Genomic DNA, 22,110 nt, shown 5'->3' on the forward strand with positions numbered 1-22,110 from the left:
CCGCTCAGCTGTTTTTAGCAGGTGCCGAGTCGGCCGCTGCGGCTGCCGCTGCGGCGGCTTCTTCTGCCGCGACAGTTGCCGCGGTCTTTTCAGATGCCATCTTCACGATACGCACACGGTCCTGGGCACGCACCTTGACCTGCTCGCTGACGTTCTGGCGCTTGCTGTCTTTCTTGTGGCTCGTGGTCAGCGCAATCGCTGCGATGATCGCCACCAGCAGCACGAGGCCGGCGACTTCGAACGCGAAGATGTAGTCGGTGTAGATGACCTTGCCGATCAGACGCGTGTTCGACCAGTCGGCCATACCGTTCGCGGCAGCCGTGGTGTCGCGCAGCGCTGTGGCGGTCGCGCCGTAGCCGTGCCACAGGATCAGCGCAGTCTCGATCACGATGATTGCGCCCACCAGCGTGGCCATTGGCACGAAGCGTTTGAAGTCTTTGCGCAGCACGTCGATGTTGATGTCCAGCATCATCACGACGAACAGGAACAGCACCATCACCGCGCCGACATACACCAGCACCAGCAGAATCGCGAGGAACTCGGCCTGCAGCAGCATCCAGATCGCGGCTGCGTTGAAGAACGCCAGCACCAGAAACAGTGCGGACGAAACCGGGTTGCGCGAGGTGATCACCTTCAGCCCTGAAACCACCAGGAGCAGCGCGAAGATGTAGAACAGTACGGTCGTGAATTCCATGATTACCGGTTCATCGTTAGGCCATCGTCAGGCATTGTTCTTTGGCACGTGGCGGATAAAGCGGCCGAAACCGCCAGAACATCCGCACAGGTGCGCCGTGCCGCGGCGCTCAGGCCGCGGCGCTCGGCCCGACAACAGGCCGTGTTACTGCTGCATTTACTGCCGCGTTTATTGCCGCGCTTTTTGCCGCAATTACCGCTTCAACTGAAGTGCTTCAACGATACGGTGCGTCGGCTGCCTTGCTCGCAGCGATCTCCGCTTCGTAGCGATCGCCCACCGCCAGCAGCATGTCTTTCGTGAAATACAGATCGCCGCGCTTTTCGCCGTGATATTCGAGAATGTGCGTCTCGACGATCGAATCGACCGGGCAGCTCTCTTCACAGAAACCGCAGAAGATGCACTTGGTCAGGTCGATGTCGTAACGCGTCGTGCGGCGCGTGTTATCCGCACGGGTTTCCGATTCGATCGTGATAGCGAGTGCCGGGCACACCGCTTCGCACAGCTTGCAGGCGATGCAGCGTTCTTCGCCGTTTTCATAGCGGCGCAGCGCGTGCAGGCCCCGGAAACGCGGCGAAATCGGGGTCTTCTCTTCCGGGAACTGCACGGTCACCTTGCGCTGGAACGTGTAACGTCCGGTCAGCGCGAGGCCTTTGAGCAGCTCCGTCAGGAAGAAGGTCTTGAAAAAGTTTTGGATTGCGGTCATGGGTTCATCCGCCCTTTATTTCCAGATATTTAACGGCGACATGATCCAGAAGCCGACCACGATAAGCCACACCACGCAAACCGGAATGAAAATTTTCCAGCCCAGACGCATGATCTGGTCGTAGCGATAGCGCGGGAACGTGGCACGCGCCCAGATGAATACCGACAGCAGGAAGAAAACCTTGGCGACGAGCCATACGATGCCCGGGACAAACGACAGGAAGCCGAACGGTGCGCTCCAGCCGCCGAGGAACAGTGTTGCAGCCAATGCCGAGATCACGATCATGTTGATGTACTCGGCGAGGAAGAACAGCGCGAACGCCATCCCCGAGTAATCGATCATGTGGCCCGCGACGATTTCCGACTCACCTTCCACCACGTCGAACGGGTGACGGTTCGTTTCGGCGATGCCCGAGATGAAGTACACGACGAACATCGGCAGGAGCGGCAGCCAGTTCCACGACAGGAAGTTCAGGCCGTAGCTGGCGAAAATGCCGCGTTCCTGCGAACCGACGATCTCCGACAGATTCAGACTGCCCGCCGTCATCAGCACGACGACGAGCGCGAAGCCCATCGAAATTTCGTACGAGACCATTTGAGCGGCCGCGCGCATCGCTCCGAGGAACGCGTATTTCGAGTTCGACGCCCAGCCCGCCAGAATCACGCCGTACACGCCGACCGACGAGATCGCCATCGCGTAAAGCAGACCTGCGTTGATGTCGCCGAGAACCGCGCCCGCCTGGAACGGAATCACCGCCCAGACCGCGAACGCCGGCACCACCACCATGATCGGCGCGATCATGTAGATCCAGCGGCTCGCCTGAGCCGGCTGAATCACTTCTTTCAATAACAGCTTTAGCACGTCGGCGATTGGCTGCAGCAAACCTGCCGGGCCCACGCGGTTCGGACCGAGACGCACGTGCATCCAGCCGATCAGCTTGCGCTCCCACAGAATCAGGTAAGCCACGCACAGCAGGATCACGACGGCCACCACCAAGATGCGCACCAGTGCCCACACCGTGGGCCATGCCACACCGAGAAGCTGGGTGCCGCCCGAGTTGATCGTATCGAACAAGCTCATTTACGCCTTCTCCACCACCAGTTCACCGAACAGGCTGCCCAGCGCTGCACCGGCAGGCGTAGCCGCCGATACGCGGACGACCGTCTCCGCAAGATTTGCGTCGCGCACGGCCGGCAACTGCACCGATTGCTCGCCCTGGCGCACGCGCACTGCGTCGCCTTCCTTCAAACCCAGTTTGTCGAACAGCACAGCCGGCAGACCAGCCGAATTCGCTGCACGTGCCGCTGCCGTCAGATGCAACGATTCGGCGCGACGCACCAGCGAGTCCGCGTGGTAGATCGGCACATCGGCGATACGCTCAAACTTGCCTTCTGCCGCCTTCGCTGCCTTGCCGCGTGCAACCGTGGCGCCCGTCTTGTTCGACAGGCGCGACTTGATCTCGCCATCGCCAAGAGCGGCCGTGCGCACTTCTTCCGAGGTGTCGAATTCGAAGCCCGGCACGCCGAGCAGGCTGCCGAGGACGCGCAAGACCTTCCATGCCGGACGCGTGTCGCCGAGCGGGCGCACGACGCCGTTGAACGTCTGCACGGTACCTTCGGCGTTGACGAACGTGCCGGCCGTTTCCGTGAACGGTGCGATCGGCAGCAGGACGTCAGCGTATTCAGCGCCCATCTGGAACGGCGACATCACGACAACCATTTCAGCCTGCTTCAGCGCGGCCAAAGCCTGCGCCGGATTGGCCGTGTCGAATTCCGGTTCGACGTTCAGCAACACATAGCCTTTGCGCGGTTGCTCGAACACTTCGCGAGCATTCAAACCACCCTCGCCCGGCAAAGCGTTCACGAGATGCGCGCCGACCGTGTTGGCGGCTTCTGTGAGGAAACCCAGCGTTGCGCCGGTCGCGTCTGCAATCCATTGCGCCGCGGCGTGAATCGCAGCGAAGTCCGGATGACGGACCGCGCCGTTGCCGAGCAACACCACACGCTGTTCGCCGGTGACGAGCGACTTCGCGATTTGTTTGTTGGCGTCCGTCGGCTGCGCTCCGGCGAAGGCTTCCGGCAGTGCAACGCCGTTTGCTTCCGACACCGCGCCCGCGATGCCAGCCAGTGCGTCGAGCCATGCCGACGGCGCGGCAACCACGCGTTGCGCTTGCGGAATCAGCGCATCGTCGTTGGTGGCCTGCACCAACGTCAGCTTCGTGCCGCTCTTGGCGGCTTGACGCAGACGCGCGGCAAACAGCGGATGATCGCGGCGCAGGTCCGAACCGATCACCAATGCGGCGTCGAGGTTCGAGAGGTCGGCGATCGCCGTACCGAGCCACGGCGCACCGTTGGCAGGTGCGGAGAAATCCGACTGACGCAGACGGAAGTCGACGTTAGGCGTGCCGACCGCCTGGGCCAGCTGCTTCAACAGGAACAGTTCTTCAACGGTGCTGTGGGCGCTGCCGAGTGCGGCCAGCGCGTTCGCGCCGTGGTCGCCCTTGATGCCCTTCAGACCCTTGACCACGTATTCAAGCGCGGATTGCCAGTCGGTCTCGACCCACTTGCCACCTTGCTTGAGCATCGGCTGCGTGAGACGTTCCGGGCTGTTCAGACCTTCGTACGAGAAGCGGTCCTTGTCCGAAATCCAGCATTCGTTGATGGATTCGTTTTCGAACGGCAGAACACGCATCACGCGATTGTTCTTCACTTGCACCACAAGGTTTGCGCCGACGGAATCGTGCGGGCTCACCGACTTGCGGCGCGACAGTTCCCATGTGCGGGCGCTGTAGCGGAACGGCTTGCTGGTCAGCGCGCCCACCGGGCACAGATCGATCATGTTGCCCGACAGTTCGGAGTCGACCGTCTTGCCGACAAACGACGTGATTTCCGAATGCTCGCCGCGGCCCAGCATGCCGAGTTCCATCACGCCGGCAACTTCCTGACCGAAGCGGACGCAACGCGTGCAGTGAATGCAACGCGACATTTCTTCCATCGAGATCAGCGGGCCGACGTTCTTGTGGAACACGACACGCTTTTCTTCGCTATAGCGCGACGACGACTTGCCGTAACCCACCGCCAGATCCTGCAGCTGACACTCACCGCCCTGATCACAGATCGGGCAATCCAGCGGATGATTGATCAGCAGGAATTCCATCACGGCTTGCTGGCCCTTCACGGCCTTGTCCGACTTGGTGCGCACGATCATGCCTGCCGACACCGGCGTGGCGCATGCAGGCACGGCCTTCGGCATCTTTTCGACATCGACCAGACACATCCGGCAGTTGGCCGCAATCGACAGCTTCTTGTGATAGCAGAAGTGAGGAATGTACGTGTCGACCTTATGCGCAGCCTGGATCACCATGCTGCCTTCAGGCACCTCTACTTTCTTGCCGTCTATTTCAAGTTCAACCATGATGGTCAATCTTCCTTAACCTGTTACCGCTCAATCGTTCGCCCTGTTCAGCGCCCGTTTCAGGCGATGAATCCCGCGGATGACGTGTTCTGGTGCGCTATTTCGCGTACTTAGGCAGCCACTGTTTCTGACGCCGCTGCCGCACCGGCGTGACCGCCGACGAGGCAATGCTTGTGGGCGACGTGGTATTCGAATTCGTCCCAGTAGTGCTTGAGCATGCCGCGGACCGGCATGGCCGCTGCATCGCCGAGCGCGCAAATCGTGCGGCCCATGATGTTCTCGGCGACCGAGTTCAGCAGATCCAGATCTTCCGGACGGCCGAGCCCGTGTTCGATACGATGCACGACGCGATACAGCCAGCCGGTGCCTTCGCGGCAAGGCGTGCACTGACCGCACGACTCTTCGTAATAGAAGTACGACAGACGCAGCAGCGAACGGACCATGCAACGCGTCTCGTCCATCACGATGACCGCACCGGAGCCGAGCATCGAGCCAGCCTTGGCGATCGAGTCGTAGTCCATGTCGGTCTGCATCATGATGTCGCCCGGAATCACCGGCGCCGACGAGCCGCCAGGAATCACAGCTTTGATCTTCTTGCCGCCGCGCATGCCGCCAGCCAGTTCCATCAACGTGGCGAACGGCGTGCCGAGTGGGACTTCATAGTTGCCTGGACGCTCGACGTCGCCTGCAACCGAGAAGATCTTCGTGCCGCCGTTGTTCGGCTTGCCGATTTCGAGGTAATTCTGCGGACCGATCGCGAGCAGGAACGGCACCGCAGCGAACGTCTCGGTGTTGTTGATCGTGGTCGGCTTGCCGTACACGCCGAAGCTCGCCGGGAACGGCGGCTTGAAGCGCGGCTGGCCTTTCTTGCCTTCGAGCGATTCGAGCAGCGCTGTCTCTTCGCCGCAAATGTAGGCGCCGTAACCGTGGTGCGCATGCAGTTCGAACGAGAAGCCCGAACCCATGATGTTGTCGCCAAGGAATCCGGCGCGACGGGCTTCTTCCAGCGCTTCTTCGAAGAGCTTGTAGACTTCCCAGATCTCGCCGTGGATATAGTTGTAGCCGACCGTGATGCCCATCGCGTATGCGCCGATGGCCATGCCTTCAATCAGCGAGTGCGGATTGAAACGCAGAATGTCGCGGTCTTTGAACGTGCCCGGTTCGCCTTCGTCCGAATTGCAGACGAGGTACTTTTGCCCCGGGAATTGACGCGGCATGAAGCTCCACTTCAGACCGGTCGGGAAGCCAGCACCGCCACGGCCGCGCAGACCCGACGCCTTGACGTCGGCGATCACCTGCTCGGGCGGAATCTTTTCTTCCAGAATGCGGCGCAGCTGGGCGTAACCGCCGCGCGCCACATAGTCTTCGAGATGCCAGTTGTCGCCGTTCAGGCCGGCAAGAATCAGCGGTTTGATGTGACGATCGTGTAAAGACGTCATTTCGAAAGTTCCTCGAGCAGCTGGTCGATCTTCGCGCGGCTCATGAAGCTGCACATGCGATGGTTGTTCACCAGCATCACCGGCGCATCGCCGCACGAGCCCATGCACTCACCTTCTTTCAAGGTGAACTTGCCGTCAGCCGTGGTTTCGCCGAAGTCGATGCCGAGCTTCTGCTTCAGATATTCAGCGGCGCTGTCTGAGCCGCCGTCCGGGCCGAGCTGGCACGGCAGGTTCGTGCAGAGCGTGATCTTGTATTTGCCGACCGGCGAGGTCTCATACATCGTGTAGAAGGTAGCCACCTCCTGCACGGCGACCGCCGGCATGCCGAGATAGTCCGCGACGAACTGCATGAGTTCGGGCGACAGCCAGCCATGCTCTTCCTGAGCAGTAGCCAGCGCCGACATCACGGCGGACTGTTTCTGATCGGCGGGATACTTCGCGATCGCACGATCGATTTCTTTCAGGCCTTCAGCTGAGATCATTTTCAGACACGACTCTTTCAATTCCTACCGAACGAAAACCCGTCGCGCGTTGCATGTTGCGACAGACCCGGCGTTCCTTTGCTTGACGCGCGCTTCGGTGCAATCTGAAGACGCGCGCTGATGAATACGTCCTAGCGATCGACTTCGCCGAACACGATGTCCTGCGTACCGATGATCGTCACAGCGTCGGCGATCATGTGACCGCGCGCCATTTCGTCGAGCGTGGACAAGTGCGCGTAGCCCGGCGCCCGAATTTTCAGGCGATACGGCTTGTTCGCGCCGTCCGAGATCAGGTAGATACCGAACTCGCCCTTCGGGTGCTCGACCGCGGCATATGCCTCGCCTTCCGGCACATGGAAGCCTTCCGTGAAGAGCTTGAAGTGGTGAATCAGATCTTCCATGTTCGACTTCATGCCGACTCGCGACGGCGGCGCAACCTTGTGATTGTCGACCATCACCGGACCTGGATTCTTGCGCAACCACTCAATGCACTGTTTCACGATCCGCGTGGATTGGCGCATTTCTTCGACGCGAACCAGATATCTGTCATAGCAGTCGCCATTCACGCCGACCGGAATGTCGAAATCGAGCTTGTCGTAGACTTCGTACGGCTGCTTCTTGCGCAGATCCCACTCGATACCCGAGCCGCGCAGCATCGCGCCGGTCATACCAAGGTTCAGCGCGCGTTCCGGGCTAACCACGCCGATACCGACCAGACGTTGCTTCCAGATCCGGTTGTCGGTGAGCAGCGTTTCGTATTCGTCGACGCACTTCGGGAACCGCGTGAAGAAATCGTCAATGAAGTCGAGCAGCGAACCTTGACGGTTCTCGTTCATCCTCGACAATGCCTTCGCATTGCGGATCTTCGACGCTTTGTATTGCGGCATTGCGTCAGGCAGGTCGCGGTACACACCACCCGGACGGTAGTAAGCCGCATGCATCCGTGCGCCGGACACCGCTTCGTACACGTCCATCAGGTCTTCGCGTTCGCGGAACGCGTACAGGAAGACCGCCATCGCGCCGACGTCGAGTGCGTGTGCGCCGATCCACATCAGGTGGTTCAGCACTCGCGTGACTTCGTCGAACATCACGCGGATGTACTGCGCGCGAATCGGCACTTCGATGCCGAGCAGCTTTTCGATCGCCATCACGTAGCCGTGCTCGTTGACCATCATCGACACGTAGTCGAGGCGGTCCATATACGGCACGGACTGGATGAAAGTTTTGGTTTCCGCGAGCTTTTCAGTCGCGCGATGCAGGAGGCCGATGTGCGGATCGGCGCGCTGGATGACTTCGCCGTCGAGTTCGAGCACGAGGCGCAGCACACCGTGCGCGGCCGGATGCTGAGGACCGAAGTTGAGCGTGTAGTTCTTGATCTCTGCCATGGCGTTCTCTTAGTGTTTCAGACCGCCATAGCGATCTTCGCGGATCACGCGCGGCGTGATTTCCCGCGGCTCGATCGTCACAGGCTGATAGACGACGCGCTTCTCTTCCGGGTCGTAACGCATTTCGACGTAGCCGGAGACAGGAAAATCTTTACGGAACGGGTGACCAATGAAACCGTAGTCGGTCAGGATGCGGCGCAGGTCCGGGTGACCCTCGAAGACGATGCCGTACAGGTCGAATGCTTCGCGTTCGTACCAGTTGGCCGAACTCCAGATATCGACGACTGACGCGACGATCGGCATTTCGTCGTCTGGTGCGAATACACGCAGACGCAGACGCCAGTTGTTCTGCACCGACAACAAATGCAGAACGGCCGCAAAACGCGGGCCGTCATAGGCGCCATCGGCGTAGGTCTGATAGTCGACGCCGCATAGATCGACCAATTGCTCGAAACCGAGCGAGCGGTCGTCGCGCAGACGCGTTGCCACATTGATGTAGTCGCTCGCCTTCACGACGATCGTCAACTCACCGATTGCCTCGGTGGTGCTCAACAGGAGGCCGCCAAAGGCCGCCTCGAGGTTCGCTTTCAGGGTCTCGAGTTTGCTTGCCATATTGTGGGGGAGGCGTTGGCCTTATTGACGGGCGATTGTGTTGGTGCGGCGGATCTTGGCCTGCAGCTGGATCACGCCATACACCAGCGCTTCCGCCGTAGGCGGACAACCTGGCACGTAGACGTCGACCGGCACGATCCGATCGCAGCCGCGCACCACCGAATAGGAATAGTGGTAGTAGCCGCCGCCGTTCGCGCACGAGCCCATCGAAATCACCCAGCGCGGCTCGGCCATCTGATCGTAGACCTTGCGCAGAGCCGGCGCCATCTTGTTGCACAGCGTGCCGGCGACGATCATCACGTCCGACTGACGCGGACTCGGACGAAACACCACGCCGAAACGGTCAAGGTCATAACGGGCAGCGCCCGCATGCATCATCTCGACCGCGCAGCACGCGAGACCGAACGTCATCGGCCACAACGAGCCGGTGCGCGTCCAGTTGATCAGTTTGTCAGCCGTCGTGGTGACAAACCCTTCCTTCAAGACCCCTTCGATACTCATTTGCTTTCCACTCCAGACGGGGCGGCAAGCCTTGGCCACCCACGCAAACCGGCGATTAATCCATCATTCCCAGTCGAGGCCGCCCTTCTTCCAGATATAGGCAAAGCCCAACAGGAATTCGAGCAGGAAAATCATCATCGCCATGAAGCCAGGCCAGCCGATGTCGCGCAGGGCTACACCCCACGGGAACAGGAACGCGGTTTCAAGGTCGAAAATGATGAAGAGAATGGCGACGAGGTAGTAACGCACATCGAACTTCATGCGCGCATCTTCGAATGCTTCGAAGCCGCACTCGTATGGTGCGTTTTTCTCGGTATCGGGCTTGTTGGGACCGAGGATCTTGCCAATGCTGACCAGTGCTACGCCTAAACCGGTGCCCACAATGAGGAACAACAAGACGGGGAAATAGGCTGCGAGGTTCAAGACTATCCTCTATCGGTTGGTTCTGAATGCCGCCAAGAGCATAGCACTCCTGACGCGAAATCACTTCGGCAACGTACATGCCGCAAGCCCAACGCAAGCCGCGCGTCAGAAGTGAAAATGCCAGCCGAAGCGAAGCAAGCGGCTGGCATTAGATAACATTTGGTGCCGACGGCGAGACTCGAACTCGCACAGCTTTCGCCACTACCCCCTCAAGATAGCGTGTCTACCAATTTCACCACGTCGGCACTAACTGCAATCCGGGAAAACAACTTATAAAACCCGCGAATCGCTTCAAGACTTAGATTGTAACTGGTCTAAACAGTTTGTTCAACGCACAAAAGCACTTTGAACGAAAAATTTATTTCGGCACATCCGTAGCCGGGACGGACGCAGCCGACGCCGGCAACACTGCCGAACCACCAGCCGGCGCGGCCGCAGCAGAGGCCGCGACCGGCGCGGTCACAGCCGCGCCCAGCAAGCCTGCGGACGGTTTCGCACGATACGCGCCGAGGTACGTCAGCGTCAATGTCGTTACAAAAAACACGGCTGCGAGGACGGCCGTGGTACGCGACAAAAAGTTTGCCGAACCGGTCGCGCCGAACAGGCTGCCCGATGCGCCGCTACCGAAAGCAGCGCCCATATCGGCGCCTTTGCCGTGCTGCAGCAAGACAAGGCCAATGACCCCGAGTGCCGACAACAGCTGAACGACGATAATCAATGTTTTCAAATACAGCATCACACTCACCTGAGTCTTTATTTAACCGCACCACACAAAGTGTGCCGCGCGGGATTGGGTCATCCTCGCCAAGGCGCCCTGCTTAACCGGCAACGCTCGTCGCGGCCGCCGCTTTGCAGATCGCCAGGAAATCCTGGTCTTTCAACGACGCGCCGCCGATCAGGCCACCGTCGATATCCGGCTCGCGGAACAATTCTTCCGCGTTCTCCGGCTTCACACTGCCGCCGTACAACACCGGCACATCCGCCACTGCCGCGCCCTTTGCCGCCAGACGCGAACGCAGGAAAGCATGCACTGCCTGCGCCTGATCCGATGTAGCGCTCTTGCCGGTGCCAATCGCCCAGACCGGTTCGTACGCGACGACGATGCGTGCCGCATCCGCTACCGACAGCTTCGCCAGCACCTCATCCAGCTGCGCGCCGACCACCTGCTCCGTCGAACCAGCCTCACGCTCTTCAAGCGTTTCGCCGACACACACGATCGGGGTCAAACCTGCTTCCAGTGCGCGCTGTGTCTTCACCGCGACCAGCTCTGCGCTTTCGCGATGGTAAGCACGGCGCTCCGAGTGCCCGACGATCGCAAGCGTGGCGCCGAAATCCACCACCATCTGCGCGGCCACTTCGCCGGTATAAGCGCCATGCGTGAACGCGGAGACATCCTGCACGCCCCACACGACCTTGCTGCCTTCCAGCAACGATTGAGTCTGCGCGAGGTAAGGGCTCGGCACACAGACACCGACGCGCACATCAGCCGGCAATTCTCCCGCGCCTTGCGTCACGGCCTGCAACAGCGTTGCATTCTCGGCGAGGCGCCCGTGCATCTTCCAGTTACCGACTACCAGCTTGGCTCGTTGTTTCGACATCGTCTCGTCGTCTCGTGTATTGGCGGCGGACTTGGTTTGCGCTTACAGCCCGCCTTTCGTATTCATGCGGCGTGCGCAAAACGCGCAATTTTACTGCGTGGGGTGGATCGGGTCAAACCGACCGTGTCAAGCGTCCTGACCCCAAGTCAGCACGATCTTGCCGACGTGCGTGCTGCTTTCCATCAGCGCGTGCGCTTCGGCGGCTTGCGCTGCCGGAAACACACGATGCACCACTGGCTTAATGCGGCCATCTTCGAGGTGCGGCCACACGCGCTCTTTCAACTGCGCGGCGATCTTCGCCTTGAACTCGATCGGCCGCGGACGCAACGTCGAACCCGTCACCGTCAGACGGCGGCGCAGCACTTCGTTCAGATTCAGCTCGGCCTTCGCGCCGCCCAGCAAGGCGATCAGCACGATGCGGCCGCCGTCGGCCAGCGCGGTCAGCTCGCGCGGCACATAACTGCCCGCCACCATGTCGAGAACGACGTCGACACCACGATCGTTCGTCAGCGACTTGATGACTTCGACGAAATCCTCAGTCTTGTAGTTGATCGCCCGTTCGGCGCCGAGCGCTTCGCAGGCGCGGCACTTTTCGTCCGACCCGGCCGTGGCGAACACACGAAAACCCAGCGCATGCGCGATCTGGATCGCCGTCACGCCGATGCCGCTCGAGCCGCCCTGCACCAGCAGCGTCTCGTTCGGGGCGCCCTCGCCCTTGCCGAGCTGCGCACGATCGAACACATTGCTCCACACCGTGAAGAATGTTTCCGGCAGCGAAGCCGCCTCGACATCCGACAAGCCAGCGGGCACCGGCAAGCACTGCAACAGCGGCGCGGTCGCATATTCCGCATAGCCACCGCCCGCAAGCAACGCGCACACGCGATCGCCGATTTTCAGACCGAACGGGTTGTTCTTCTCGTCGATAGTGCCGCCGACGATCTCACCCGCCACTTCCAGCCCCGGCAGGTCCGACGCACCCGGTGGCGGCGCATAGCCACCCTTGCGCTGAAACACGTCCGGACGGTTGATGCCTGATGCCGCCACCTTGATCAGCACCTCGCCCGCTTTCGGCTGCGGCGTGGGCCGCTCCGCCAGCTTGAGGACTTCCGGCGCGCCAAATTCGGTGATTTCGATCGCTTTCATCTGCGTCAACTCCAAGATTGGATTGCGTTGCCTACCGTCGGAAATCGTCTGAACCGAGGCGACTTGCCCCGCTCAGACAGAGTACCCGTTTGCGCCGGTTCGCACCTGCTTGCCGACAACGCAATCCACCCTGCACCCTTCATGAAAAACGGCCGGCGCGCGTTCGCGCTGCCGGCCGTCGCCCTGCTACCGCATTACTGCGGCGTCGGTTCGCCTTGCGGCGCGCCGTTTGCGGCGTCGTTCAGCAACGCCTTGGCCGACAAACGCACGCGGCCCTTTTCGTCCGTCTGGATGACCTTGACCTTCACTTGCTGGCCATCCTTCAGGTAGTCGTTGATGTCCTTGATACGCTCATTAGCGATTTCGGAGATGTGCAGCAGACCATCCTTGCCCGGCAGGATGTTCACGATCGCACCGAAGTCCAGCAGCTTGAGCACGGTGCCTTCGTACACTTGGCCCACTTCGACTTCCAGCGTGATGTTCTCGATACGCTTCTTCGCTTCGGCCATCCCTTCGCTGCTGGTGCTGGCTATGGTGACGACGCCGTCGTCCGAAATATCGATCGTCGTGCCGGTTTCTTCCGTCAGCGCGCGGATCACCGAACCACCCTTGCCGATCACGTCGCGGATCTTTTCCGGATTGATCTTGATGGTGATCATGCGCGGTGCGTAGTCCGACAGCACCGTGTTCGCGCCCGACACAGCCGAGGTCATCTTGCCGAGGATGTGCATACGGCCTTCCTTCGCTTGCGCGAGGGCCACCTGCATGATTTCCTTGGTGATGCCCTGGATCTTGATGTCCATCTGCAGCGCAGTCACGCCTTGCTCGGTACCCGCCACCTTGAAGTCCATGTCGCCGAGGTGATCTTCGTCGCCGAGGATGTCGGTCAGCACGGCAAACTTGTTGCCTTCCAGGATCAGGCCCATCGCGATGCCGGCGACGTGCGCCTTCATCGGCACGCCGGCGTCCATCAGTGCGAGGCAGCCGCCGCACACCGATGCCATCGACGACGAACCGTTCGATTCGGTGATTTCCGACACGACGCGGATCGAGTAGCCGAATTCGTCGGCGCTCGGCAGGCATGCAGCCAGCGCGCGCTTGGCCAGGCGGCCGTGACCGATTTCACGGCGCTTCGGCGAACCGACGCGGCCCGTTTCGCCGGTCGCGAACGGAGGCATGTTGTAGTGGAGCATGAAGCGTTCGCGGTACTCGCCTTCGAGCGCGTCGATGTTCTGCTCGTCGCCCTTGGTGCCCAGCGTTGCGACAACCATAGCCTGCGTTTCGCCACGCGTGAACAGTGCCGAGCCGTGCGTACGCGGCAGCACGCCGGTACGGATTTCGATCGGGCGCACGGTGCGCGTGTCACGGCCGTCGATACGCGGCTCGCCGTTCAGGATCTGGGTACGGACGATCTTCGCTTCGATGTCGAACAGCACATTGCCGACGCTAGCCTTGTCTGCTGCAACCGTGCCGGCTGCCGCTGCTTCTTCTTCCAGCTTGGCCGACGTCGCTGCATAGACTTCCTTCAGCTTGGTCGAACGGGCTTGCTTGTCGCGGATCTGATAAGCGGCGAGCAGATCGGCTTGCGCCAGTTCCGACACGCGTGCGATCAGCGGCTCATTCTTGGCGGCCGGCTTCCAGTCCCATTCCGGCTTGCCGCCTTCGCGAACCAGCTCGTGGATCACGTCGATCGCGACCTGCATTTGTTCGTGACCGAACACCACTGCACCGAGCATCACTTCTTCGGTCAGTTGTTGTGCTTCCGATTCCACCATCAGCACCGCGCGTTCCGTACCCGCAACGATCAGGTCGAGCGCCGATTCCTTCATTTGCGGACGCGTCGGGTTCAACACGTATTCGTTGTTGATGTAGGCCACGCGTGCTGCGCCGACCGGGCCGTTGAACGGCAGACCGGAAATAGCGAGCGCCGCCGACGCGCCGATCAGCGCGGGGATGTCAGCGGGAATTTCGGGGTTCAGCGACAGGACGTGGATCACGACCTGGACTTCGTTGTAGAAGCCTTCCGGGAACAGCGGACGCAGCGGACGATCGATCAGGCGCGAGATCAGCGTTTCGCCTTCCGACGGACGGCCTTCGCGGCGGAAGAAACCACCGGGGATCTTGCCTGCAGCGTAGGTCTTTTCGAGGTAATCGACGGTCAGCGGGAAGAAGTCCTGGCCCGGCTTGGCGGTCTTGGCGCCGACCACAGTAGCCAGCACGACGGTGTCTTCGACATCGACGATCACCGCACCGCTCGCCTGACGAGCGATTTCGCCCGTTTCGAGGCGAACCTTATGTTGGCCCCACTGAAATTCTTTGACGATCTTATTGAACATAGTCATTGCTTTTCCTCTTCGTTATGCCGCGCGGACCAGAAGCGGCGCGGCAACGCCAGGACCGGCGCCACAGGGGAAGAGTAGTGTTATGCCATTCCAGAGAACCACGCCCTACGTTATGTACGCGCGCGAACCGCTGGAATGACACAAAGCTCTGCCCTGAAGCCCGGCCGTATTTCTGCTTTTTGCTGCTTTTTTTACTGCTGTTTTCCTGCTAGGCGCCGCATGAATCGTCACGCTACCGCGACCGGCAGGCGGTGCACATCACATGAAGCGCACCGTGCAAAAACAAAATGCCTGTATCAGTGGAACTGACACAGGCATCTTGCTGAACGACTGGCCGATTACTTACGCAGACCCAGCTTCTCGATCAGTGCGCGGTAACGATCCGCGTCCTTACCCTTCAGGTAGTCGAGCAGCTTACGACGGCGGCTCACCATGCGCAGCAGACCGCGGCGGCTGTGGTGATCCTTCGTGTGTGCCTTGAAGTGAACGGTCAGTTCGTTGATGCGGGTCGTGAGCAGCGCGACCTGAACTTCGGGGGAGCCGGTGTCGTTAGCTGCGCGTGCGAATTGCGCAACGACTTCGGACTTCTTGCTTGTTTCAACTGCGGACATGTCGATTTCCTTGAGAACTAGACAGGCGGTCACGGAAGAAAGGCCGTGCCGTGGGTTACCCGTGGGCGCATATCCGCAATCACTTGCAGCCATGCCTCACAACGGGACGCGTATTGTAGCACAGCCCGATCCGGCCGCGAACCCTGCTGTGCCGGGCGGGATCGTGGCCGGCCCGGGTTTGTTCAGGGGCTGTTTTACGGCCGTTTCATCTTGCATACAGTCGGCGGCACAGTCCGCTCGGGCGGCAAAGCCAGCACCGTGCGGAAACCATAGCCTGAACCTTCGTTGTCGAACTTGACGCCCGGCGTGCCGGCCTTGTCCATTTCCATCACGTAAAGGGGCTGGATCAGCTGATGGTCGTCGGCACGCATCCAGGAGGCGTGGAAGCCGTTGTCGAACTTGATGCCCTCCAACGTCCGGGCGACCGCTGTCGGGTCCGCACTGCCGGCGCGGTTCATCGCCACGGCCAAGGTCTCGATCATCAGCGGCATGCGCAGCACCGGGTAGTCGTCTTGTGCAGCCGGGAAACGGGCGCGAAACGCCGCATACCACGCGTCGGAGGCCGCGCCGCCGGCGTTCGGGTGCCAGTCGGCCACCGCGATCACGTGTTTGACGCCGGCGTCGCCCAACGCGGCAGGCGCCCCAAGGCTGTTGCCGTAGAAAGTGTAAAACCGGGTGTCCAGGCCCTGCTCTCGCGCCGCCTTGACCAGAAGCGTCAGGTCGTTGCCCCAGTTGCCGGTGATCACCGCATCCGCGCCGCTCGCGCGGATCTTCGCAATGTACGGCGCGAAGTCCTTCACGCGGCCGATCGGATGAAATTCGTCGCCGACAACCGCAATATCAGGGCGCTTGGTCGCCAGGGTCGAACGCGCGAGGCTGCTGACGTCGTGGCCGAAGCTGTAGTCCTGGTTCAGCAGATAGACCTTCTTCACCGCTTTGTCGCGCTGGATCACGTCCGCCAGTGCATACATGCGCATGCCCGCGTGCGCATCGAAACGGAAGTGCCAGAAACTGCAACTGACGTTGGTCAGGGCGGGATCGTCGGCGGAATAATTGAGGAACAGTTCGCGGTTGCCCGGCTCGCGGCTGTTCTGTTTCTCGATCGCGCCGATCAGCGCCGCGGCGACCGCCGAGCTATTGCCCTGCATGATGTAGCCGATATGGCGGTCAGCGGCCGCGCGCAGTTGCACGAGCGCCTCCTCGGCGCTGCCCTTGCTGTCGAGCACAAGCAGTTCGAGCGGATGCGCGCCGTCGGCGAGCTTGACGCCGCCTTCCGCATTCACCTGCTCGACACCGAAGCGCAGATTGCGCTCCACCGCCGCGCCCGCATTCGCGAAGGGGCCGGACATGCCTTCGATCAGCGCCAACTGGATCGGTGCACCCATCGGCTTATTGACCGGCTTGCTTGCCGGACCCGGCACCGTTTCTCCCGCGGCGAGCGCCGCCGCGGCCATCGAAATCGCCGCCAGCGCCACGACTGCCGCTGCTGCCGCCCGTTGCCACTTCGCCATCGTCATTGCCCCGCTGGATTCGTCGAAGCGCGGATCATAGGGCGTTCCAGATGGAATAAGCAAGCCGGCAAAGCCGTTATCGTAATAACAGCGAGGGCCTGTACGACGCGCAAATCTTTTGCCGCCGCCCGTGTCAAAATATTGTGTCTCGATGATAAAAACCGCTACACAAATGCCATCGGAGGAATTCATGTTCAACCGCCACCCATCCACGGCGGCCTCGATCGAAGCGCCGCCCGCAGCACGCCTGCGCCGCGCCGCGCTCGTCTGCGTGAGCGCACTCGCGCTCACGGCTACGCTCGCCGGCTGCGTGCAGCCATGGCAGCAATACCAACAAGGCGCGGACGAATCGACCATCGTCGCCCGCCTTGGCGCGCCGCGTGAAAGCTACGATCTGCCCAACGGCGGCAAGCGGCTGATGTGGCCGACCCAGCCAATGGGCGAAACCACTACCGCCGCCGACATCGACGCATCCGGCAAGATCGTCACCGTGCGTCAGGTGCTTCAGCCCAACGAGTTCTACCGGGCGGAAATCGGCAAGTGGACGAAGAGCGACGTGCTGGTGAACTTCGGCCGCCCCGTCGAAACGTCGTACTTCCCGTTGATGAAGCGCGAGGTCTGGACGTATCGCTATCTGGAAGACAACGTCTGGTACATGATGTACAGCTTCTATTTCGACGACCAGGGCATCGTGCGGCTCACGCAAAAAACGCCTGATCCCTTGCACGACCCGGATCGCCGCAGCCTGTTCTGAGCGCTCGCTCGAACCCATTGCGCATGGATCTGCAAAGCCGCCTCTTCAGGCGGCTTTTTTTTATTTATTGCGCATGCCCGCGAATTTTATTTCGCGCACAGCAGATTTATTTTTTGATAGAAAGGTTTTCGTAAGCATTGATTCAGTACCGATTGCACCCGCTGCGCCGTCCGGGCACAGCCGTGGTGTCGGCGACGAGTCTGTGCGCCCTACTTACGGAGCCACTATCGATGAACCGTCCGAAACGCCTGCTGGTCGCCAACGTCGCTTGGGCGCATGAAACCGCCGCGCGCAACCCCGAATTTTTCCGTGATCTGGTGCGAGGCCAGAATCCGCATGTGCTGTGGGTCGGCTGCTCGGACAGCCGCGTGCCCGCAGAAACCATCACGCATTGCGAGCCCGGCGATCTGTTCGTTCACCGCAACATCGCCAACCTTTTTCATCCCGACGACGACAACACCGCGAGCGTCCTCGAATACGCGGTGCGCGTGCTGAAGGTGGGGCACGTGATCGTCTGCGGGCACTATGGCTGCGGTGGTGTGCGCGCCGCCCTGCTGCCGCCGGAACCGACGTTGCCGCATGTGAATCGACGCATCGCACCTCTGTGCGCGTTGGCAAAGGCGCATGGCAACGAACTCCGGAGTCACGCAAGCGAGCGTGAGCGTATCGACCGCCTCGCAGAGTTGAACGTGCTCGAGCAAGTGCGCCAGTTACGCGCGAGTGCGATCGTGCGCGATGCTGACCCGGCACCCCTCGTTCACGGCTGGATCTTCGCGCTCGAGGACGGGCGCATCAAGGTACTCACGTCCGGCTACGAAGCCGACGACGCGATGACCTGCACAACAGCCGCCCATAGCGCCGCCTAGTGCGCAGCTTTTATGAAACCGGCCGCAGCATGGCCTTCGCCTTTGCCTTCGCCGCACACAGGGCTCCACCCACTACTGCACCGACACCATGAACCTACGAGCTTTCTTTTCCACGTTTCAGCGCGATCTGCTGGCAGGCACGGTCGTTTTTCTGGTGGCGCTGCCGCTATGTCTGGGCATCGCCAACGCCTCGGGCGTCGAGCCATTTGCCGGGCTTGTATCGGGCATCGTCGGCGGCCTGGTGGTGGCCGTGCTGAGCGGTTCGCGGCTGAGCGTCAGCGGGCCCGCGGCGGGCCTCGTCGTGATCGTCGTCGACGGAATCGCGCAACTCGGCAGCTTCTCCGCGTTCCTGCTGGCCGTCTTGCTGTCCGGCGCGATTCAGTTCGGCTTCGGCATGCTGAAGGCCGGCAGATTTGCGGCCTATGTGCCATCGCCCGTGATCAAGGGCATGCTCGCGGCGATCGGCGTGCTGCTGATCGTCAAGCAGTTTCCGCTCGCGCTTGGGCTATCCAGCGCGAATGCGTCGGCCGGATCGCACGCTGCCGCCCAGATAGCCGGTAGCGTAATGACGCCGTTCGGCTCGATATCGCTCGCGGCCTGCGTGATCACCTTGCTCTCGCTGGCGATTCTGGTGGGCTGGGAAACGCGCGCGTTACGCCGCTTTGCGCTGGTGCGCCTTGTACCCGCGCCGCTCGCGGTGGTGCTGCTGGGCATCGGCGCGACGCTGCTGCTCAGCCTGCTCGCCCCGGCGTTCGCGCCGCCTGCCGAGCATCGCGTCGCGCTGCCGTCGCTCGAATCGTTCGCCGCCTTGCAGGTTGCTCTCCAATGGGCCGACTTCGGGCCGCACTTCGCGCAACTGGTCAATCCCGATGTCTGGCGTGTCGCCATCACATTGGCAATCGTCGCAAGTCTCGAAACGCTGCTGAGCCTCGAAGCGGTCGAGCAGATCGATCCCGCCCGACGTGCCGCACCACCGGATCGCGAATTGAAGGCACAGGGCGTGGGTAACCTGATCGCCGGCGCGATCGGCGGCCTGCCGATCACCTCGGTCATCGTGCGCAGCTCCGCCAATGTGCATGCGGGCGCTCAAAGCCGGCTGTCCGCGATCATTCATGGCATGTTGCTGCTGGTCAGCGTGTTCGCGCTCACCAGCGTCATCAACCTGATTCCGCTTGCGTGCCTCGCGGCGATTCTTATCTTCACCGGCGTGAAGCTCGCCAAACCGTCGTTGTTCGTCGCCATCGCCAAGCAGGGTTTCGCGCCGTTTGCGCCGTTCATCGTCACGCTGGTCGGCGTACTCGCCACCGATCTGCTGATCGGCATCGTGCTCGGCATTCTGTGCAGCGTGCTGCTCGCGCTGTATGCGAACCTGCGGAGCCCAATCGTGCTCGCGCAGCACGGCGATCACTATCTGCTGTCGTTTCGCAAGGACGTGTCGTTTCTCGGCAAGGTGCCGCTCAAGCACTACCTGCAGCAGATTCCCGACGGCGCGACCTTGATCGTCGACGCAACGCGTGCCGATTTCGTCGATCACGATGTGCGCGAACTGCTGGATACATTTGTCGCCGATGCGCCGCGCCGTGAGATCGCAGTCGAAGTGCGACATCAGGTCCAGGCGCAGGCACGCGCGGCGCGCGGGTGGTCGATGCGGCGCGCGGCTACGGAGTAGTTTCAGCGCGCGGCACTTCAGCGCGGTATTCACGAGGAGGAGACACCACAAAAGCAAGAAGCCCTGTGCTTTGCAGGGCACAGGGCTTCTCGACAATCCGGTTCAGCGGGCACGCAATCAGCGCGCCTGCTTCCATCACTCCGAACGTTGCGGATTCAACTTATCGAAGTTCGAATGCAGCTTGTTCAGCGCCGAGATATACGCCTTCGCGGAAGCCGCGACGATATCCGGATCGGTGCCCACACCGTTGACGATGCGCCCGCTCCTGGACAGCCGCACGGTCACTTCGCCTTGCGCTTGCGTACCGGTGGTAATGGCGTTCACCGAGTACAGCAGCAACTCCGAACCGCTGCCCACTTCCGTTTCGATCGCATTGAGCGTGGCATCCACGGGACCGTTGCCACGTGCTTCCCCGGTCACTTCCTTGCCTTCGACCGAGAACACGATCTTCGCGTGCGGTTGCTCACCGGTTTCCGAATGCTGCGACAACGACAGGAACTTGTAGTGCTCCTTCTCCTGCGCTTCCGCCGATTCCTCGGTGACAATCGCGATGATGTCTTCGTCGAAGATTTCCGACTTGCGGTCGGCCAATTCCTTGAAGCGCGCGAACGCGGTGTTCAATTCGCCTTCGCTATCGAGCGCGATACCCAGTTCCTGCAGACGCTGCTTGAATGCATTGCGGCCCGACAACTTGCCGAGCACGATCTTGTTCGCGCTCCAGCCCACATCTTCGGCACGCATGATTTCGTACGTGTCGCGCGCTTTCAGCACGCCGTCCTGGTGAATGCCGGATGCGTGCGCAAATGCGTTCGCGCCAACCACCGCCTTGTTCGGCTGCACGACGAAACCGGTGATCTGCGACACCAGCTTCGAAGCCGGCACGATCTGGGTCGTATCGAGACCGATTTCAAGGCCGAAGTAATCCTTGCGCGTCTTCACCGCCATCACGATTTCCTCGAGCGACGTATTACCCGCACGCTCGCCGAGACCGTTGATCGTGCACTCGACCTGACGCGCGCCGCCGATCTGCACACCGGCCAGCGAGTTCGCCACCGCCATGCCGAGGTCGTTATGGCAATGCACCGAGAACACCGCCTTATGCGAGTTCGGAATCCGCTCGCGCAGCGTCTTCACGAGCTGGCCGTACAACTCCGGCACGCCATAGCCGACCGTGTCCGCAATGTTGATGGTAGTGGCGCCTTCGGCGATAACCGCTTCCAGCACGCGGCACAGGAAATCCATGTCCGAACGGCTGCCGTCTTCCGGCGAAAACTCGACGTCGTCCGTGAACTTGCGTGCGAAACGCACCGCCAGCTTCGCCTGTTCGAACACCTGATCCGGCGTCATGCGCAGCTTCTTTTCCATATGCAGCGGCGACGTTGCGATGAACGTGTGGATGCGGAAATGATCGGCCGGCTTGAGTGCGTCAGCAGCGCGTTGAATGTCTTTGTCGTTTGCTCGGGCCAGCGAGCAGATCGTGCTGTCCTTGATCAGACCCGCGATGGTGTGGATCGAATCGAAGTCGCCATTCGAACTGGCCGCGAAGCCCGCTTCGATCACGTCCACCTTCATCCGTTCGAGTTGCTTCGCGATACGGATTTTTTCTTCCTTCGTCATCGACGCGCCCGGCGATTGCTCGCCGTCACGCAACGTGGTGTCGAATATGATCAGTTTGTCGGCCATGTCGGGTCTCCTGAGGAGTCGTTCAATTGTGGGGATCGGATATTGGAATTCGGGCGTTTTGCGCCACCGTTGGCGACGCTATAAACCGCAGACGAGGCAGACGGAGGGCGGAAAACGATAAGCGATCAGCGCGCTAGATGCGCCAGCACTAGCGCACCCGCGGCGCACCAGCTTGTTGAGGCTCGTGCTGCAGCTCAAATGGGAACCTGAACGCATTTATCCAACGACTATAGCGGCATTCCCGTCGCCGTGCAATTGGCGTCGGACCTCCCTGCCGCGC

20 protein-coding genes and 1 tRNA gene are annotated in these 22,110 nt (G+C 61.2%); 3 read left to right on the top strand and 18 right to left on the bottom strand.

Translation table 11 applies throughout. The features are described from left to right. Window positions 1-4: 4 nt before the first annotated feature. From M0D68_RS13470 to M0D68_RS13550, 17 genes are all read right to left on the bottom strand, one after another. A complete protein-coding gene (locus tag M0D68_RS13470) occupies window positions 5-694 on the bottom strand; it encodes an NADH-quinone oxidoreductase subunit J (protein WP_054034956.1) in 690 nt (229 codons plus the stop codon). Between the two features lie 214 nt (window positions 695-908). Next, complete coding sequence (gene nuoI, locus M0D68_RS13475) at window positions 909-1,397, bottom strand: NADH-quinone oxidoreductase subunit NuoI (RefSeq protein ID WP_054034957.1); 489 nt, start codon at window positions 1,395-1,397, stop codon at window positions 909-911. 15 nt (window positions 1,398-1,412) lie between these two features. Further along, a complete protein-coding gene (gene nuoH / locus M0D68_RS13480; RefSeq protein WP_054034958.1) occupies window positions 1,413-2,477 on the bottom strand; it encodes an NADH-quinone oxidoreductase subunit NuoH in 1,065 nt (354 codons plus the stop codon). Further along, window positions 2,478-4,811, bottom strand: a complete 2,334-nt coding sequence (nuoG, locus tag M0D68_RS13485; protein ID WP_266224523.1) for an NADH-quinone oxidoreductase subunit NuoG — start codon at window positions 4,809-4,811, stop codon at window positions 2,478-2,480. It lies immediately after the preceding gene. A 110-nt stretch (window positions 4,812-4,921) separates the two neighbouring features. Then, window positions 4,922-6,250: an NADH-quinone oxidoreductase subunit NuoF gene (gene nuoF, locus M0D68_RS13490; protein ID WP_093639633.1), complete on the bottom strand. Its 1,329-nt coding sequence runs from the start codon at window positions 6,248-6,250 to the stop codon at window positions 4,922-4,924. Beyond that, the gene (nuoE, locus tag M0D68_RS13495; protein WP_054034960.1) at window positions 6,247-6,732 is read right to left on the bottom strand and encodes an NADH-quinone oxidoreductase subunit NuoE; all 486 of its coding nucleotides are present in this window, start codon (window positions 6,730-6,732) and stop codon (window positions 6,247-6,249) included. The genes nuoF and nuoE overlap by 4 nt, the downstream gene beginning before the upstream one ends. 131 nt (window positions 6,733-6,863) lie before the next feature. After that, window positions 6,864-8,117, bottom strand: coding sequence for an NADH-quinone oxidoreductase subunit D (locus tag M0D68_RS13500; RefSeq protein WP_093639630.1), 1,254 nt, complete (start codon window positions 8,115-8,117; stop codon window positions 6,864-6,866). Between the two features lie 9 nt (window positions 8,118-8,126). Further along, entirely contained in the window at window positions 8,127-8,729 is a 603-nt protein-coding gene (locus M0D68_RS13505) for an NADH-quinone oxidoreductase subunit C (protein ID WP_093639627.1), read from the bottom strand. A gap of 21 nt (window positions 8,730-8,750) precedes the next feature. Continuing rightward, a complete protein-coding gene (locus M0D68_RS13510; protein ID WP_006052903.1) occupies window positions 8,751-9,230 on the bottom strand; it encodes an NADH-quinone oxidoreductase subunit B family protein in 480 nt (159 codons plus the stop codon). A gap of 63 nt (window positions 9,231-9,293) precedes the next feature. Then, complete coding sequence (locus tag M0D68_RS13515; protein WP_007175615.1) at window positions 9,294-9,653, bottom strand: NADH-quinone oxidoreductase subunit A; 360 nt, start codon at window positions 9,651-9,653, stop codon at window positions 9,294-9,296. A gap of 160 nt (window positions 9,654-9,813) precedes the next feature. Beyond that, window positions 9,814-9,898 (bottom strand) — tRNA-Leu (locus M0D68_RS13520). Window positions 9,899-10,011: 113 nt separating this feature from the next. Beyond that, the gene (gene secG / locus M0D68_RS13525; RefSeq protein ID WP_054034962.1) at window positions 10,012-10,389 is read right to left on the bottom strand and encodes a preprotein translocase subunit SecG; all 378 of its coding nucleotides are present in this window, start codon (window positions 10,387-10,389) and stop codon (window positions 10,012-10,014) included. 82 nt (window positions 10,390-10,471) lie between these two features. Next, window positions 10,472-11,251 (bottom strand): triose-phosphate isomerase, encoded by a 780-nt coding sequence (gene tpiA / locus M0D68_RS13530; RefSeq protein ID WP_266224525.1) that lies wholly within the window; start codon window positions 11,249-11,251, stop codon window positions 10,472-10,474. Window positions 11,252-11,377: 126 nt separating this feature from the next. Beyond that, window positions 11,378-12,394 (bottom strand): NAD(P)H-quinone oxidoreductase, encoded by a 1,017-nt coding sequence (locus tag M0D68_RS13535; RefSeq protein WP_154567532.1) that lies wholly within the window; start codon window positions 12,392-12,394, stop codon window positions 11,378-11,380. A 194-nt stretch (window positions 12,395-12,588) separates the two neighbouring features. Further along, on the bottom strand, window positions 12,589-14,736 hold the full coding sequence (pnp, locus tag M0D68_RS13540) for a polyribonucleotide nucleotidyltransferase (RefSeq protein WP_171925034.1): 2,148 nt from the start codon (window positions 14,734-14,736) through the stop codon (window positions 12,589-12,591). A gap of 338 nt (window positions 14,737-15,074) precedes the next feature. After that, window positions 15,075-15,347 (bottom strand): 30S ribosomal protein S15, encoded by a 273-nt coding sequence (rpsO, locus tag M0D68_RS13545; RefSeq protein ID WP_011487489.1) that lies wholly within the window; start codon window positions 15,345-15,347, stop codon window positions 15,075-15,077. 194 nt (window positions 15,348-15,541) lie between these two features. Beyond that, complete coding sequence (locus M0D68_RS13550) at window positions 15,542-16,864, bottom strand: branched-chain amino acid ABC transporter substrate-binding protein (protein ID WP_266224526.1); 1,323 nt, start codon at window positions 16,862-16,864, stop codon at window positions 15,542-15,544. 184 nt (window positions 16,865-17,048) lie between these two features. On the opposite strand from M0D68_RS13550, the gene M0D68_RS13555 reads away from it, so the two are divergent. The 3 genes from M0D68_RS13555 (at window position 17,049) to M0D68_RS13565 (ending at window position 20,147) form a co-directional block, all read left to right on the top strand. Further along, window positions 17,049-17,612 (top strand): hypothetical protein, encoded by a 564-nt coding sequence (locus M0D68_RS13555; RefSeq protein ID WP_054034964.1) that lies wholly within the window; start codon window positions 17,049-17,051, stop codon window positions 17,610-17,612. A 230-nt stretch (window positions 17,613-17,842) separates the two neighbouring features. Further along, entirely contained in the window at window positions 17,843-18,478 is a 636-nt protein-coding gene (locus M0D68_RS13560; RefSeq protein ID WP_200620062.1) for a carbonic anhydrase, read from the top strand. Window positions 18,479-18,566: 88 nt separating this feature from the next. Further along, the gene (locus M0D68_RS13565; protein WP_266224528.1) at window positions 18,567-20,147 is read left to right on the top strand and encodes a SulP family inorganic anion transporter; all 1,581 of its coding nucleotides are present in this window, start codon (window positions 18,567-18,569) and stop codon (window positions 20,145-20,147) included. 135 nt (window positions 20,148-20,282) lie between these two features. Here M0D68_RS13565 and M0D68_RS13570 read toward each other — a convergent pair whose 3' ends face one another. Then, a complete protein-coding gene (locus M0D68_RS13570) occupies window positions 20,283-21,830 on the bottom strand; it encodes a 2-isopropylmalate synthase (RefSeq protein WP_054034966.1) in 1,548 nt (515 codons plus the stop codon). Window positions 21,831-22,110 lie beyond the last annotated feature (280 nt).

Source organism: Paraburkholderia sp. SEWSISQ10-3 4, assembly GCF_030464785.1.
GTDB classification, from domain to species: domain Bacteria; phylum Pseudomonadota; class Gammaproteobacteria; order Burkholderiales; family Burkholderiaceae; genus Paraburkholderia; species Paraburkholderia aspalathi.

Coding starts and splice junctions, on each gene's coding strand:
- tpiA (WP_266224525.1), bottom strand. CDS start 11,251: ATGTCGAAACAACGAGCCAAGCTGGTAGTCGGTAACTGGAAGATGCAC.
- nuoI (WP_054034957.1), bottom strand. CDS start 1,397: ATGACCGCAATCCAAAACTTTTTCAAGACCTTCTTCCTGACGGAGCTG.
- M0D68_RS13565 (WP_266224528.1), top strand. CDS start 18,567: ATGAACCTACGAGCTTTCTTTTCCACGTTTCAGCGCGATCTGCTGGCA.
- nuoH (WP_054034958.1), bottom strand. CDS start 2,477: ATGAGCTTGTTCGATACGATCAACTCGGGCGGCACCCAGCTTCTCGGT.
- M0D68_RS13535 (WP_154567532.1), bottom strand. CDS start 12,394: ATGAAAGCGATCGAAATCACCGAATTTGGCGCGCCGGAAGTCCTCAAG.
- M0D68_RS13570 (WP_054034966.1), bottom strand. CDS start 21,830: ATGGCCGACAAACTGATCATATTCGACACCACGTTGCGTGACGGCGAG.
- pnp (WP_171925034.1), bottom strand. CDS start 14,736: ATGACTATGTTCAATAAGATCGTCAAAGAATTTCAGTGGGGCCAACAT.
- nuoF (WP_093639633.1), bottom strand. CDS start 6,250: ATGACGTCTTTACACGATCGTCACATCAAACCGCTGATTCTTGCCGGC.
- nuoE (WP_054034960.1), bottom strand. CDS start 6,732: ATGATCTCAGCTGAAGGCCTGAAAGAAATCGATCGTGCGATCGCGAAG.
- M0D68_RS13470 (WP_054034956.1), bottom strand. CDS start 694: ATGGAATTCACGACCGTACTGTTCTACATCTTCGCGCTGCTCCTGGTG.
- M0D68_RS13500 (WP_093639630.1), bottom strand. CDS start 8,117: ATGGCAGAGATCAAGAACTACACGCTCAACTTCGGTCCTCAGCATCCG.
- secG (WP_054034962.1), bottom strand. CDS start 10,389: ATGCTGTATTTGAAAACATTGATTATCGTCGTTCAGCTGTTGTCGGCA.
- M0D68_RS13555 (WP_054034964.1), top strand. CDS start 17,049: ATGTTCAACCGCCACCCATCCACGGCGGCCTCGATCGAAGCGCCGCCC.
- M0D68_RS13550 (WP_266224526.1), bottom strand. CDS start 16,864: ATGACGATGGCGAAGTGGCAACGGGCGGCAGCAGCGGCAGTCGTGGCG.
- M0D68_RS13505 (WP_093639627.1), bottom strand. CDS start 8,729: ATGGCAAGCAAACTCGAGACCCTGAAAGCGAACCTCGAGGCGGCCTTT.
- M0D68_RS13510 (WP_006052903.1), bottom strand. CDS start 9,230: ATGAGTATCGAAGGGGTCTTGAAGGAAGGGTTTGTCACCACGACGGCT.
- nuoG (WP_266224523.1), bottom strand. CDS start 4,811: ATGGTTGAACTTGAAATAGACGGCAAGAAAGTAGAGGTGCCTGAAGGC.
- M0D68_RS13560 (WP_200620062.1), top strand. CDS start 17,843: ATGAACCGTCCGAAACGCCTGCTGGTCGCCAACGTCGCTTGGGCGCAT.
- rpsO (WP_011487489.1), bottom strand. CDS start 15,347: ATGTCCGCAGTTGAAACAAGCAAGAAGTCCGAAGTCGTTGCGCAATTC.